Origin of the sequence: Enterococcus sp. DIV0970a (assembly GCF_051711265.1) — a bacterium.
GTDB lineage: Bacteria > Bacillota > Bacilli > Lactobacillales > Enterococcaceae > Enterococcus_D > Enterococcus_D casseliflavus.
Genome location: NZ_JBIOMF010000001.1, coordinates 2,300,374 through 2,313,650, shown reverse-complemented (window position 1 = coordinate 2,313,650; position 13,277 = coordinate 2,300,374). Strand labels below are relative to the sequence as shown.

The 13,277-nt window shown below is 43.1% G+C and carries 14 protein-coding genes and 1 other annotated feature; of the genes, 13 read left to right on the top strand and 1 reads right to left on the bottom strand.

Features of this window, described 5'->3' with window-relative positions:
• The first annotated feature begins 2 nt into the window (after positions 1 to 2).
• The 6 genes from tsaB (at position 3) to argS (ending at position 5,974) form a co-directional block, all read left to right on the top strand.
• Complete coding sequence (tsaB, locus tag IGK14_RS11025; RefSeq protein WP_010749312.1) at positions 3 to 728, top strand: tRNA (adenosine(37)-N6)-threonylcarbamoyltransferase complex dimerization subunit type 1 TsaB; 726 nt, start codon at positions 3 to 5, stop codon at positions 726 to 728.
• Entirely contained in the window at positions 712 to 1,254 is a 543-nt protein-coding gene (gene rimI / locus IGK14_RS11020) for a ribosomal protein S18-alanine N-acetyltransferase (protein ID WP_010749313.1), read from the top strand. The genes tsaB and rimI (IGK14_RS11020) overlap by 17 nt, the downstream gene beginning before the upstream one ends.
• Positions 1,247 to 1,720, top strand: coding sequence for a ribosomal protein S18-alanine N-acetyltransferase (rimI, locus tag IGK14_RS11015; protein ID WP_010749314.1), 474 nt, complete (start codon positions 1,247 to 1,249; stop codon positions 1,718 to 1,720). The genes rimI (IGK14_RS11020) and rimI (IGK14_RS11015) overlap by 8 nt, the downstream gene beginning before the upstream one ends.
• Positions 1,713 to 2,732: a tRNA (adenosine(37)-N6)-threonylcarbamoyltransferase complex transferase subunit TsaD gene (gene tsaD / locus IGK14_RS11010; RefSeq protein ID WP_010749315.1), complete on the top strand. Its 1,020-nt coding sequence runs from the start codon at positions 1,713 to 1,715 to the stop codon at positions 2,730 to 2,732. Before rimI (IGK14_RS11015) ends, tsaD begins: the two co-directional genes overlap by 8 nt.
• A 137-nt stretch (positions 2,733 to 2,869) precedes the next feature.
• On the top strand, positions 2,870 to 3,883 hold the full coding sequence (gene argF, locus IGK14_RS11005) for an ornithine carbamoyltransferase (RefSeq protein ID WP_010749316.1): 1,014 nt from the start codon (positions 2,870 to 2,872) through the stop codon (positions 3,881 to 3,883).
• Between the two features lie 78 nt (positions 3,884 to 3,961).
• Positions 3,962 to 4,155, top strand: a binding site (T-box leader).
• A 127-nt stretch (positions 4,156 to 4,282) separates the two neighbouring features.
• Positions 4,283 to 5,974, top strand: coding sequence for an arginine--tRNA ligase (argS, locus tag IGK14_RS11000; protein ID WP_005229423.1), 1,692 nt, complete (start codon positions 4,283 to 4,285; stop codon positions 5,972 to 5,974).
• A 78-nt stretch (positions 5,975 to 6,052) separates the two neighbouring features.
• Here the strand turns inward: argS and IGK14_RS10995 are convergent, their stop codons facing one another.
• Positions 6,053 to 6,523 carry an arginine repressor gene (locus tag IGK14_RS10995; protein WP_005229424.1) on the bottom strand — a complete coding sequence of 157 codons (471 nt, stop codon included), beginning with the start codon at positions 6,521 to 6,523 and terminating at the stop codon, positions 6,053 to 6,055.
• A 302-nt stretch (positions 6,524 to 6,825) separates the two neighbouring features.
• Here IGK14_RS10995 and rpsB point away from each other — a divergent pair, with 302 nt between their 5' ends.
• The 7 genes from rpsB to rseP all read left to right on the top strand — a co-directional run bounded on the left by rpsB (position 6,826) and on the right by rseP (position 13,247).
• Positions 6,826 to 7,614: a 30S ribosomal protein S2 gene (rpsB, locus tag IGK14_RS10990; RefSeq protein ID WP_005229426.1), complete on the top strand. Its 789-nt coding sequence runs from the start codon at positions 6,826 to 6,828 to the stop codon at positions 7,612 to 7,614.
• Between the two features lie 109 nt (positions 7,615 to 7,723).
• Positions 7,724 to 8,605, top strand: a complete 882-nt coding sequence (tsf, locus tag IGK14_RS10985) for a translation elongation factor Ts (RefSeq protein WP_005229432.1) — start codon at positions 7,724 to 7,726, stop codon at positions 8,603 to 8,605.
• A 147-nt stretch (positions 8,606 to 8,752) separates the two neighbouring features.
• Entirely contained in the window at positions 8,753 to 9,475 is a 723-nt protein-coding gene (gene pyrH / locus IGK14_RS10980) for a UMP kinase (protein WP_005229433.1), read from the top strand.
• 1 nt (position 9,476) lies between these two features.
• Positions 9,477 to 10,034: a ribosome recycling factor gene (gene frr / locus IGK14_RS10975; RefSeq protein ID WP_005229434.1), complete on the top strand. Its 558-nt coding sequence runs from the start codon at positions 9,477 to 9,479 to the stop codon at positions 10,032 to 10,034.
• Between the two features lie 191 nt (positions 10,035 to 10,225).
• Positions 10,226 to 11,026: an isoprenyl transferase gene (locus tag IGK14_RS10970; RefSeq protein WP_010749317.1), complete on the top strand. Its 801-nt coding sequence runs from the start codon at positions 10,226 to 10,228 to the stop codon at positions 11,024 to 11,026.
• Entirely contained in the window at positions 11,023 to 11,829 is an 807-nt protein-coding gene (locus IGK14_RS10965) for a phosphatidate cytidylyltransferase (RefSeq protein WP_438712235.1), read from the top strand. Before IGK14_RS10970 ends, IGK14_RS10965 begins: the two co-directional genes overlap by 4 nt.
• Positions 11,830 to 11,978: 149 nt before the next feature.
• Complete coding sequence (gene rseP / locus IGK14_RS10960) at positions 11,979 to 13,247, top strand: RIP metalloprotease RseP (RefSeq protein WP_010749319.1); 1,269 nt, start codon at positions 11,979 to 11,981, stop codon at positions 13,245 to 13,247.
• Positions 13,248 to 13,277: the final 30 nt, after the last annotated feature.

The window sequence follows — 13,277 nt, the reverse complement described above, 5'->3', positions numbered from 1 at the left end:
AGATGAAAACATTAGCGATTGATACCTCAAACCAGACACTGGCGGTTGCGGTGGTCGATGGTCAAGAAGTGTTGGGACAAAGCCAGACGATGGCGATCAAAAACCACAGCACAGCATTGATGCCTGCCATTGATGGATTGATGCAAGCGGTGGGGATGGCACCTAAAGAGCTGGAGCAAATCGTTGTTGCGAAAGGTCCTGGTTCGTATACAGGTTTGCGAATCGGCGTCACAACAGCAAAAACGCTGGCGCAAACATTGAACATCCCGCTGATTGGTGTTTCTAGTTTGAAAGCAGTCGCTGCCAATTGTGTGGGCGTATCGCAAGTGATCGTGCCGTTGTTTGACGCTCGCCGTCAAAATGTCTACGCAGGTGCCTACCAATGGCATAATGGGACCTTAGAAACAAGGATCAAAGACCAGCATATCTCACTGTCTGAATTATTGACCCAGTTAAAAGCAGTCGATGGTCAAGAAGTGCTATTTGTCGGCGCCGATACCATCAAATTTAAAGACATGATCGAGGCGGAACTGCCGACAGCCCATATCAATCAAGTATCGTTATGGAATTACCCGAATGGCGTTGTTTTAGCTGCTATTGCGAAAGAAGAAGCGCCGGTCGCTTCGATCCATGATTTTGTACCAGACTATTTAAAATTAGTTGAAGCCGAAGAAAAATGGTTAGCCTCGCATGAACCGGGAGTGGATGCCTATGTTGAAAAAATTTAAAACGATGACGGGAAAGCTGGCCCTTTTCCGTCAGATTCAATACCCAGAGCGTAAAAAAGAGATACGAGGGGAAATGTACGTTGTTCGTGAATTAGTCGGAGATGACATTAAAGAGCTGCTGCAGGTGGAGCGTCTCGTGTATGCGGGGGAACTGCCTTGGAACAAGAGCGCCTTTTTGTCAGAACTTTATTCACGGGTCAAACATCTTTATTTGGGCATCTTGCATAATGAGCGGATGATTGGGTTTATCGGGGTGCGGATTTTAGGCGCTGATGCCCATATCACCAATATCGCGATCATTCCTGATTATCAAGGAAAAGGGATCGGTTCTTTCTTGCTAGGAGAAATCGAACGTTATGCACGGAAAAACAAATGCGACCGTTTGACATTAGAAGTTCGCCTGGGCAATCGTGATGCGCAACGTTTGTATCGGACCCTCGGGTTTGTTTCACAGGCGATCAAAACGGCGTACTACACCGAAGGCAATGAAGACGCATTGGATATGGTGAAATTTTTAAATGACTAACGAACAAGCAGATCAAACGATCCCGACACCGCAAATGCTCTGGTCATTGGCAGATCAGAGCTATCCCTTTGGCTCGCCTTGGAATGTGCAGCAATTTCAACAAGATCTGCAAAACAGCAACAGTCGCTATTTGTTCCGTTATGGAAAAACCAATCAAGAGCTAATGGGGTTTCTCTGTTTTCAGCAAGTGCTGGATGAAGCAGAGTTGTTTAATGTAGCGGTTTTACCAGCGTATCAAGGTCGTGGTTTGGCGAAAGAATTGTTGAAGCAAATGGAATCGCTCGTGGAACAAACCGATGGTCGGCGCATCTATCTTGAAGTGCGTGTGTCGAATTTGCAAGCACAAGCTCTTTATTTACGTATGGGCTATACAGTCATCGGTCGTAGAAAAAAATATTACAGTCATCCAGAAGAGGATGCGTTGATTATGGAAAAGAAAGTAGGCGGACAAAAATCAAATGAATGAATTGATTTTAGCCATTGAAAGCAGTTGTGATGAAACCAGTGTGGCAGTGATTAAAAACGGCGACACCATTTTAAGTAACATTGTTGCTTCGCAGATCAAGAGCCACCAGCGCTTCGGCGGTGTCGTACCAGAAGTCGCTAGTCGTCACCATGTCGAACAGATTACTTTATGTATCGAAGAAGCATTGACACAGGCCGACACCCAACCTGAAGAGTTGTCAGCTGTTGCTGTTACCTATGGTCCAGGGTTGGTTGGGGCACTGTTGATTGGGCTTTCTGCAGCAAAAGCCTTTGCGTGGGCCCACAGCTTACCGCTGATTCCGGTCAATCACATGGCAGGACATATTTATGCAGCTCGCCTAGTGAAGCCATTGGTTTTTCCTTTAATGGCGTTATTGGTCAGTGGTGGCCACACCGAATTGGTGTATATGGCAGAAGATGGCTCTTTTGAGATCATCGGTGAAACGAGAGATGATGCCGCTGGTGAAGCCTATGACAAAGTCGGTCGTGTTCTAGGTTTGCCTTATCCTAGTGGGAAAGAAATTGATCGCCTTGCGCATCTAGGCAGTGATACGTATCACTTTCCTCGAGCAATGATACAAGAAGATAATTTTGATTTTAGTTTCAGCGGCTTAAAGAGTTCCTTTATCAATTTTGTGCATAATGCACAGCAAAGAGAGGAAGCTTTGTCAGTAGAAAATCTAGCAGCTAGTTTCCAAGCCAGCGTTGTCGAAGTATTGGTTCACAAAACGTTGCGGGCATGCCAAGCTTATCCTGTAAACCAGCTGATCGTTGCTGGGGGAGTCGCGGCGAATCAAGGCTTGCGTGACGTTTTACAAAAAGCGATGCAGGAATTGCCGGAAGTGGAATTGTTGATTCCACCGTTGCGTCTTTGCGGAGATAATGCGGCCATGATTGGAGCTTATGCCCATGTTGCGTTGAAAAAGCAGCGCTTAGCAGATCTTTCATTGAATGCTGATCCAAGTGTCAGCTTTGCCCATACGATTTCTTAAGATGATTGCACCTAAGATCCGTTCTTAGGTGTTTTTTTTTGGTTTCTTTATGAGCAAATAGAAGATTTTGTTGTATTTTATTTCATAATTTGATATTATCATGTATAATTATTGGTTAATTGAAGGGCGGGTATGCAATGACATCGGTTTTTAAAGGACGCAGTTTTTTAGCAGAAAAGGATTTTACAAAAGAAGAACTACAATATTTGATTGATTTTTCCCAGCACTTGAAAGGGATGAAGGCCAACAATCAACCACATCGCTACTTAGAAGGAAAAAATATTGCACTTTTGTTTGAAAAGAATTCGACACGGACGCGAGCAGCCTTTACGGTTGCAGCGGTGGATCTGGGGGCACATCCGGAATTTTTAGGGGCCAATGATATTCAGTTGGGGTCTAAAGAATCCGTTGAAGATACCGCCAAAGTATTCGGCCGTATGTTTGACGGGATCGAGTTTCGCGGCTTTAGCCAACAGGTTGTCGAAGATCTGGCCAACTATTCAGGCGTACCTGTTTGGAATGGTTTAACGGATGAATGGCATCCAACGCAAATGATCGCTGACTTTTTAACCATTCAAGAAAACTTCGGTGAGCTGACTGGCTTGACCATCGCATACTGTGGGGATGGGCGCAACAATGTCGCTAATTCTTTATTAGTGACCAGTGCGATTTTAGGGGTCAATATTCATGTCATCACTCCGAAAGTCTTGCAGCCAGAAGCAACCATCATCGCACAGGCACAAGCCTATGCCAAGCAATCGGGCGCAAAGATTTTGGTGACTGATGATGTGGATCAAGGTGTTCTAGGCGCTGATGTCGTGTATACCGATGTTTGGGTATCAATGGGTGAAGAAGAAAAATTCCAAGAGCGGATTGAACAGCTGCTGCCGTATCAAGTCAACCAATCGTTGATGAAAAAAACACAAAACGATCAAGTGATTTTTATGCATTGTTTGCCAGCATTTCATGATGATCAGACCACGTATGGCAAAAAAGCAGCGCAGGCGTATGGAATTTCTGAGATGGAAGTCACTGATGAGGTCTTTCGTAGCAAGTATGCCCGTCAATTTGATCAAGCCGAAAATCGTTTGCACTCAATCAAAGCGATCATGGCAGTGACTGCTGGAGATCTATTTATTCCTAAAGTATAAAATAATTTTTTTGAAAATGCCAAAATCTCGCTAGCCAAACAAACATTTCTTTGCTATACTTTCTGGGAAGTAAATAGCCTTGATTTGATGAAACAAGAGAAGTAGCGATTCGAGTATCAGTTAGCGAGTTCGGGGTGGTGGAAGCCGAATTGATCAGATTGTGAAACGCACTTGTGAGAATTTGCCAAGCAAACGGAATTCTGCCGTTATCAGAAAAAAGTAGGTCCGAAAAGGACAATCAGAGTGGTACCGCGGGAAATCTCGTCTCTAGTGCATGTTATGCGCTAGAGGCTTTTTTGTTTTTATCAATCATTTCTTGCATGAAAAACATACAACTGTTTGCTTGCTTCAAACAACGTTTCATCAAAAAATGGGTTCAGTCATTATAGGAGGGATACTATGAATAACAAAGAAATCGTCGCACAAGCGATCCATCAAGTAGTAAAAGAAGATCTATCGATCGAACAAGTTCAGCAATTACTGGAAAATCCAAAGTCAGCCGACCATGGGGATGTGGCATTCCCAGCCTTCTCGCTAGCAAAAGTCTATCGGAAAGCGCCGCAGCAAATTGCCGCAGACTTAGCAGAAAAAATCGATCAAGCGTCTTTTGAAAAAATTGAAGTGGTCGGTCCATATTTAAACTTCTTTATGGATAAAAAAGCAATCTCTGCCCACGTCTTAGAGATGGTTCTCAAAGAAAAAAATCATTTTGGCGATCAAACCATCGGCAATCAGCAAGCAGTACCCATCGATATGTCTTCACCCAATATTGCCAAACCCATCTCAATGGGGCATTTGCGTTCCACTGTGATCGGTAACTCGATCGGCTTTATTTTAGAAAAAATCGGTTACCAGCCAATTCGCATCAACCATTTAGGCGACTGGGGCACACAATTTGGGAAATTGATCGTGGCCTATAAAAAATGGGGGTCAGAAGAAGCGGTCAAAGCGGAACCAATCAACGAACTGTTGCGTTTGTATGTTGATTTTCATGAAGCTGCCGAGACAGATAAACAATTAGAAGATGATGCGAGAGCTTGGTTCAAGAAACTAGAAGATGGTGACCAAGAAGCAATGGATTTATGGCAATGGTTCCGTGATGAATCATTAAAAGAATTCAATAAAATCTATGATATGTTGGAAGTTTCCTTTGATTCATTGAATGGCGAAGCTTTCTATAATGATAAAATGACAGAAGTCGTGGAATTATTAGAGGAAAAACACTTGCTGAAAGAAGACCAAGGGGCAGAAATCGTTGATTTGGCTGCGTATGACTTAAATCCAGCCTTGATCCGCAAATCCGATGGTGCGACCCTTTACATCACCCGGGACATGGCTGCTGCATTGTACCGCAAACGGACCTACAATTTTGCTAAATCATTGTACGTGGTAGGAAATGAGCAAAGTTATCACTTCAAGCAATTAAAAGCTGTTTTGAAGGAAATGGGCTTTGAGTGGGCAGATGATATGACCCACGTACCATTTGGATTGATCACCAAAGATGGGAAAAAATTATCTACGAGAAAAGGGAAGATCGTTCTTTTAGAAGAAGTATTGAATGAAGCGATCGATTCAGCGAAAGAACAAATCACTGAAAAGAACCCAACGCTTGAAAACAAAGAAGAAGTTGCAAAACAAGTCGGTGTCGGGGCAGTCGTTTTCCACGACTTGAAAAATGACCGTTTGAATAATTTCGACTTTACGCTAGAAGAAGTTGTCCGTTTTGAAGGAGAGACCGGACCCTATGTGCAATATTCTCATGCCCGTGCCATGAGCATTCTTGAAAAAGCCGACTTTGATCCTGCTGCTGTCAGCAGTTTGTCATTGGCAGATACTGAGAGCTGGGAAGTCATCAAATTGATTCAGCGCTACCCAGAAACCGTGCTGCAAGCAGCAGAAAAATATGAACCATCCGTCATTGCTAAACATGCCATCAAATTGGCACAGGCCTTTAATAAGTATTACGCCAATGTGAAAATCTTGGCTGAAGATGCGGAAAAAGACGCACGTCTGGCTCTAGTTTATGCAGTAACGACCTTATTAAAAGAAGATTTACGGTTGCTTGGTTTACATGCACCCGACAAAATGTAACAAAAAAAGCTGTGTCCTTGTTTCGACAAGGACACAGCTTTTTTGTAGTAAAAATACAGATAGGTCATGTTCGGTGTCTTATAAGACCGCGTGGTTTCTGATAAATTGATAAAAAGTTTCGGCATCTTCGTCGCTGCGGGAAATCACCGCTACTGTATCAAAGCCCGCCAACGAGCAAACTTTTTCTGGCATAGTCACTTCATCGATCGCAGCCGAAAGCAAAGGCGCATTGTCCGCAACGGTATGGATCAACGTCATAAATTGCACACGATCTACTTTAGTGACAACGTCTTCGATCATTTGTATCAAACGCTGCTCTTCTTCTTTTTCATCTTCTGACGATTGCATTCCTTGAAAAATGACAAACTTCGTCTGACCAGTTTCATCGGGCACTTTCACGATTTTCAAATCACGAATATCGCGAGAGATGGTCGCTTGCGTGGCGGAGACGCCTTGGGCTTCCAATTGCTGCAATAATTCTTCTTGCGTGCGTACAGTATGTTCAGTAATGATTTGTCTAATAAGTAAATGGCGATCAGCTTTTCGCATAGGTAAACTCCTTTAAGCATGATTGATTAAGTCAGCCTTATCATAGCAGATAAAGCCGAAAAAACCTAGATATAATAAGAAAAGAATTAGAACGTTAAAAAAAAGCTGGACCACGAATCGTAGTTTTTCATTTGAATCAGTTGCATTTCTTTTCTAGCTACTGTATACTGTTTAAGGCGTGAGTTTTTCACGTCAATCCCACATCTTGTTCCATCTGCGAAGCGGTGCTGATCGATTCAGTTCTTCAAGGAGTAAAAGAGCAAGAGAGGAAAACAAAAAAACCAAATTGGAGGAAACACAACATGGCAGTAATCTCAATGAAACAATTACTAGAAGCCGGCGTACACTTTGGTCACCAAACTCGTCGCTGGAACCCAAAAATGAAGAAATATATCTTCACAGAAAGAAACGGCATCTACATCATTGATTTGCAAAAAACAGTGAAATTAGTAGACGCAGCTTACGACTACATGAAAAATGTTGCTGAAGAAGGCGGCGTTGCATTGTTCGTAGGTACTAAAAAACAAGCACAAGAAGCAATCAAAGAAGAAGCAATCCGTTCAGGTCAATACTATGTTAACCATCGTTGGTTAGGTGGAACTTTGACAAACTGGGAAACAATCCAAAAACGTGTTGCTCGTTTGAAACAAATCAACAAAATGGAAGAAGATGGCACATTTGCTGTTCTTCCTAAAAAAGAAGTCGTTGGCTTGAACAAAGAGCGCGAACGTCTTGAAAAATTCTTAGGCGGTATCGCTGATATGCCAAGAATTCCAGATGTAATGTACGTTGTTGACCCACGTAAAGAACGTATCGCGATCCAAGAAGCACGCAAATTAAATATCCCGATCGTAGCGATGGTCGATACAAACTGTGATCCAGACGAAATCGATGTTGTTATCCCATCAAATGATGACGCTATTCGTGCCGTTAAATTGATCACAGCGAAAATGGCAGATGCTTTCATCGAAGGTAACCAAGGCGAAGACCAAGTAGCAGAAGAAGATTTTGCTGCTGAATCAACAGAAAACGCAACTTCAATCGAAGAAATCGTTGATGTTGTCGAAGGCGACAACGCATCAGCTGAATAATAAATGATGAAGCTGTTTCAAAGGCTAGGCGCCAAGCCTCACTCTCCTTTGAAACAGCTTTTTTTAAAGACAAGCAATCTTGTTTAAAAACATTTAGGAGGAAAAAAAAATGGCAGAAGTAACAGCTAAATTAGTAAAAGAATTACGCGATATGACTGGTGTAGGAATGATGGACGCAAAACGTGCATTAGTTGAAGTAGAAGGCGACATCGAAAAAGCCGTAGACTTGTTACGTGAAAAAGGTATGGCAAAAGCTGCGAAGAAAAACGACCGTATTGCTGCTGAAGGTTTAGCATCTGTAGCGATCAACGGCAACACAGCAGCAATCGTTGAAGTGAACTCAGAAACTGACTTCGTTTCTAAAAACGAAATGTTCCAAGACTTAGTAAAAGAAATCGCTGAAGTAATCGCAGCAAACAAACCAGCTGATATGGATGCTGCTTTAAAATTAGAAACTTCTAAAGGCACAATGGATGCTGCGTTGATCGAAGCAACACAAGTAATCGGAGAAAAAATCAGCTTCCGTCGTTTTGAAGTTGTTGAAAAAGATGACAATGCTGCTTTCGGCGGTTACCTACACATGGGCGGACGTATTGCTGTATTGACTGTTCTTGAAGGAACAACTGACGAATCAGTTGCGAAAGATGTTGCAATGCACGTTGCAGCGATCAACCCTCGCTACGTGAACGAAGCACAAATCTCTCAAGAAGAATTGGATCATGAAAAACAAGTCTTGACAGAACAAGCATTAAACGAAGGCAAACCAGCGAACATCGTTGAAAAAATGGTTGAAGGACGCTTGAAGAAATTTAAAGCAGAAATCGCTTTGGTTGACCAACCATTCGTTAAAGATCCAGATATGACAGTTGAAAAATATGTTGCATCAAAAGGCGCAACTGTGAAATCTTTTGTCCGCTTTGAAGTCGGCGAAGGTATCGAAAAACGCGAAGACAACTTCGTTGAAGAAGTAATGAGCCAAGTGAAAAAATAATTCTGTTCCTCGAACAGATGGGAACGCATGGAAGTGCGCTCCCTTTTTTTAAGCAAAAACGGTTTTTGAAGAAATAGTGTAGATAATTTTCAACGAAAGAGCACCAATATGCTACAATAGTATTGGAGAATGTACGGAGGAATCATGATGGGCAAACCAAAATATCAACGTGTTGTATTAAAATTAAGTGGTGAAGCATTAGCGGGTGACGAAGGCTTTGGGATCAAACCACCGACGATCCAAGAGATCGTTAAAGAGATCAAGGAAGTCCACGAATTAGGCGTACAGATGGCGATCGTGGTCGGCGGCGGAAACATTTGGCGTGGACAAATCGGCGCGCAAATGGGGATGGAAAGAGCACAAGCTGATTACATGGGCATGTTAGCGACTGTGATGAATGCTTTAGCATTACAAGACACGCTAGAAAATGCTGGTGTACCAACGCGTGTCCAAACTTCGATCGAAATGCGTCAAATCGCAGAGCCTTATATTCGTCGCAGAGCAGAACGTCACTTAGAAAAAGGGCGGGTCGTCATTTTTGCAGGCGGAACCGGAAACCCTTATTTCTCAACTGATACGACCGCAGCCTTACGGGCAGCTGAAATCAACGCTGATGTCATTTTGATGGCGAAAAACAATGTTGATGGCGTCTACTCAGCAGATCCTAAAACGGACCAAAGTGCTGTGAAATTTGAAGAATTGACCCATTTAGAAGTCATTTCTAAAGGATTGCAAGTAATGGATTCAACCGCAAGTTCATTAAGTATGGACAACGATATTCCATTAGTCGTATTCAACTTGAATGAGCATGGAAACATTCGCCGCGCCATTTTAGGTGAACATATTGGAACGACAGTAAGGGGGAAATAACATGGCTGACAAAATTTTAACAGAAGCAAAAGACAAAATGAAAAAAGCAGCAGAAAACTTGCAGCGGGAATTAGGACAAATCCGTGCTGGCCGCGCGAACGCGAGCATCTTAGACCGCGTAATGGTTACTTACTATGGTGTACCAACACCCTTGAACCAAATGGCTTCAATTACGATTCCAGAAGCAAGAATTTTGATGATCACACCTTTTGACAAAACAATGATCCAAGAAGTAGAAAAAGCTATCATGCAAAGTGATATTGGTATCACGCCTGCCAATGACGGAACAGTCATTCGTTTGGTGATTCCTCAATTAACGGAAGAACGTCGTAAAGAATTAGCCAAAGACGTGAAAAAAGAAGCTGAAAATGCGAAAATCGCGGTCCGTAACATTCGCCGTGATGCGATGGAAGCTTACAAGAAACAAGAAAAAGCTGGCGATATTACAGAAGATGATTTGCGTGAATCTGAAAAAGAAGTGCAAACTGCTACAGATAACAGCATCAAAGAAATCGATGCGATCGCAGCTGAAAAAGAGCAAGAGCTACTTGAGGTTTAAAAGGAATGACGAAGAGTCGCTTCAGCGGCTCTTTTTTTATGGTCGAAAGTGCCGTATGTACTTGAATATCACGACTGTTTTTTTGTTTTTTCTTAATATGGAAATCTTTTCTTGGTTTTCATAGGCAAGAAATCTGATTATTGTTATAATGTAAAAGATGAATTTCAAGAATTGGAAGAGGAGCGAATACGATGCTGCGTTTTTTTCCACAAAAAGACAAATATATCAAAGAAGCGGCTGAACATGAATTTGATCCATCACTGCCGATTCCCCAACACATCGCGATCATTATGGATGGCAATGGCAGATGGGCGCAAAACCGGCGCTTGCCAAGAGTAGCTGGTCACAAAGAAGGCATGGAGACGGTAAAAAAGATCACGAAACATGCTTCACACCTTGGTGTGAAAGTATTGACTCTTTATGCGTTTTCAACAGAGAATTGGAAACGGCCAAACGAAGAAGTGGACTTTTTGATGCAACTGCCCGTCGACTTTTTCGACACGTTTGTTCCTGAGCTGATCAAAGAAAATGTTCAAGTCAAAGTGATGGGGTTCACGGAATCTTTACCCGCGCATACACAAGAAGCGGTCAAGCGAGCGATTGACCAAACCAAAGATAATACTGGGATGATCTTGAATTTTGCTTTAAATTACGGCAGCCGCGCAGAAATTTTGACTGCGGTACAAGCCCTTTATGAAGAGCTTGCAGCTTCGGAGGAAGCCCTGCCCAAGCTCACGGAAGACATGCTGGCGACACATTTGATGACTGGTTTTTTGCCAAACGCGTTACGTGATCCTGAATTGGTGATTCGCACGAGTGGCGAAGAACGTATCAGCAACTTCTTGTTATGGCAGATTGCTTACAGCGAATTATTCTTTACGAAAGCGCTCTGGCCTGATTTCGATGCTGCTTTACTAGAAGATGCGATCGGGAGCTTTCAACAACGAAACCGGCGTTTTGGCGGTTTGAAAACGAAGGAGGAAGAAGAGTGAGACAACGTGTAATCACTGCGGTCGTCGCATTAGCCTTTTTCCTGCCAATTATTTACGTTGGCGGCATTGCCGTCGAATTGCTGGCAGCAGCGATGGCAGGGATTGGTGTTTATGAATTATTTCGGATGAAAGTACTAGCTGTTTTCAGTTTTGAAGGAATTCTTTCAATCATCGGTGCGGTGATTTTAGTTTTACCTCAAGAACGCTGGTTTTTCTTTTTGCCAGAGGGCACAGATAAAAGTGCCTTGTATTATGTAATCGTCCTTTTATTACTAGGGATCGCGGTTATTTCTAAAAATACGTATACTATCGATGAAGCTGGTTTTCCAGTGATCGTCAGCTTATATACGGGTGTCGGGTTTGAACGTTTCTTGACGGCACGTTCAGCAACAGATGGCTTAGTCGTTTTAGTTTTCGGTCTGTTTATCGTGTGGGCAACGGATATTGGGGCTTACATGGTGGGACGGCGTTACGGACAACGAAAATTATGGCCAGAGATTTCCCCTAATAAAACGATCGAAGGGGCCCTAGGCGGGATTGCTGCTGCGGTGGTCGTAGCCGGACTGTATCTGCTAGCATTTCCAGGGAAAGATTATTTTGGACATGGTAGTGCCATCATGATCTTATTGACGGTCCTCTTTTCGATCGCTGGTCAATTCGGGGATTTAGTGGAATCGGCAATCAAACGTCATTATGGCGTGAAGGATTCAGGCAATCTTTTGCCAGGACATGGCGGGATCTTGGATCGCTTCGATAGCATGCTGTTTGTGTTTCCAATCATGTATTTATTCGGTGTTTTTTAGAAATTATTTAGAAGTGCAGGCTTGGCTTGCGCTTCTTTTTTTAAATTCTTGTTACAACGGGAATGTGAGTTCCTCAACGGGAATCGGTGTGATAAAATAAGGAAAGGCTGCCCTGAATGAGAGGGATGCTGTGAAAGAGAGGAACGAGCATGAAAACGATACTTGTATTTATCATTATCTTTTCCGTAGTGGTAGTGATTCACGAGTTTGGACACTACTTCTTTGCAAAACGGGCAGGTATTTTAGTAAGAGAGTTTGCCATCGGTATGGGGCCTAAATTGTTCGCGCATCAAGCGAAAGATGGGACGACCTACACGATTCGGATGCTGCCATTAGGCGGGTATGTCCAAATGGCGGGCTGGGGTGAAGATGAAACAGAATTAACACCAGGTATGCCAGTCTCCTTGGTTCAAGATGCAACTGGCAAAGTTATCAAAATCAATACGAGCAAAAAGATCCAATTGCCGCAAGCGATCCCTATGGAAGTGACCGACTTTGACTTGGAGGAGAAGTTGACGATCACAGGGTTTATCAATGGCAATGAACAAGAAGCGATGACGTACGCTGTGGATCATGATGCAACGATCATCCATGAAGATGGCGTTGAAGTTCGGATCGCACCTAAAGACGTTCAATTCCAGTCCGCAAAGCTTTGGCAGCGAATGCTGACGAATTTTGCTGGACCGATGAACAACTTTATTTTATCCTTGGTCTTATTCACTGGGTTGGTGTTTGCACAAGGTGGTGTTGCGAATCAAGATGCAACCATCGTGACAGGAATCGAAGCAGGAACACCGGCAGCTGAAGCAGGGCTGCAAAATGGCGATGAAATCTTAGCTGTCGAAGGTGTCGATGTTTCTAACTGGTCAGAATTAACGACTGAGATCCAAAAGTACCCAGATACTCAGATTGCTCTAGCAGTCAAACGAGGATCAGAAACACTTGATTTGACGGCAACTCCTGCGAGTCAAGAATCAGGGGAGACCACGATTGGTTTCTTAGGGATCACCGCTTCCTTAAAAACTGGGATCGGAGATATCTTACTGGGCGGCTTGCAAACGACCATTGACAATTCACTGGTGATTTTTAGAGCAGTCGGCAACTTGATTGCCCAACCAGATATCAATAAATTGGGTGGACCGGTAGCGATTTTCCAACTGTCTTCTCAAGCTGCATCGCAAGGGGTAACAACGGTGATCGCGATGATGGCGATGATTTCCATCAACTTGGGGATCTTTAATTTATTGCCGATTCCTGGATTGGATGGCGGGAAGCTGGTTTTAAATATTTTAGAAGGTGTGCGAGGTAAGCCAATCAGCCAAGAAAAAGAAGGCATCATTACCCTGATTGGGTTTGGGTTTTTGATGCTGCTGATGGTTCTCGTTACCTGGAATGATATCCAACGTTTCTTCTTTTAAAATAATACGCACAAGCAAATCAATTGTTGA

Excerpts from the sequence above, each read along its gene's own strand:
- argF (WP_010749316.1), top strand. The coding sequence starts at position 2,870 with ATGACATCGGTTTTTAAAGGACGCAGTTTTTTAGCAGAAAAGGATTTT.
- frr (WP_005229434.1), top strand. The coding sequence starts at position 9,477 with ATGGCTGACAAAATTTTAACAGAAGCAAAAGACAAAATGAAAAAAGCA.
- IGK14_RS10995 (WP_005229424.1), bottom strand. The coding sequence starts at position 6,523 with ATGCGAAAAGCTGATCGCCATTTACTTATTAGACAAATCATTACTGAA.
- IGK14_RS10970 (WP_010749317.1), top strand. The coding sequence starts at position 10,226 with ATGCTGCGTTTTTTTCCACAAAAAGACAAATATATCAAAGAAGCGGCT.
- rimI (WP_010749314.1), top strand. The coding sequence starts at position 1,247 with ATGACTAACGAACAAGCAGATCAAACGATCCCGACACCGCAAATGCTC.
- tsaB (WP_010749312.1), top strand. The coding sequence starts at position 3 with ATGAAAACATTAGCGATTGATACCTCAAACCAGACACTGGCGGTTGCG.
- tsaD (WP_010749315.1), top strand. The coding sequence starts at position 1,713 with ATGAATGAATTGATTTTAGCCATTGAAAGCAGTTGTGATGAAACCAGT.
- pyrH (WP_005229433.1), top strand. The coding sequence starts at position 8,753 with ATGGGCAAACCAAAATATCAACGTGTTGTATTAAAATTAAGTGGTGAA.
- rpsB (WP_005229426.1), top strand. The coding sequence starts at position 6,826 with ATGGCAGTAATCTCAATGAAACAATTACTAGAAGCCGGCGTACACTTT.
- rseP (WP_010749319.1), top strand. The coding sequence starts at position 11,979 with ATGAAAACGATACTTGTATTTATCATTATCTTTTCCGTAGTGGTAGTG.
- argS (WP_005229423.1), top strand. The coding sequence starts at position 4,283 with ATGAATAACAAAGAAATCGTCGCACAAGCGATCCATCAAGTAGTAAAA.
- tsf (WP_005229432.1), top strand. The coding sequence starts at position 7,724 with ATGGCAGAAGTAACAGCTAAATTAGTAAAAGAATTACGCGATATGACT.
- rimI (WP_010749313.1), top strand. The coding sequence starts at position 712 with ATGTTGAAAAAATTTAAAACGATGACGGGAAAGCTGGCCCTTTTCCGT.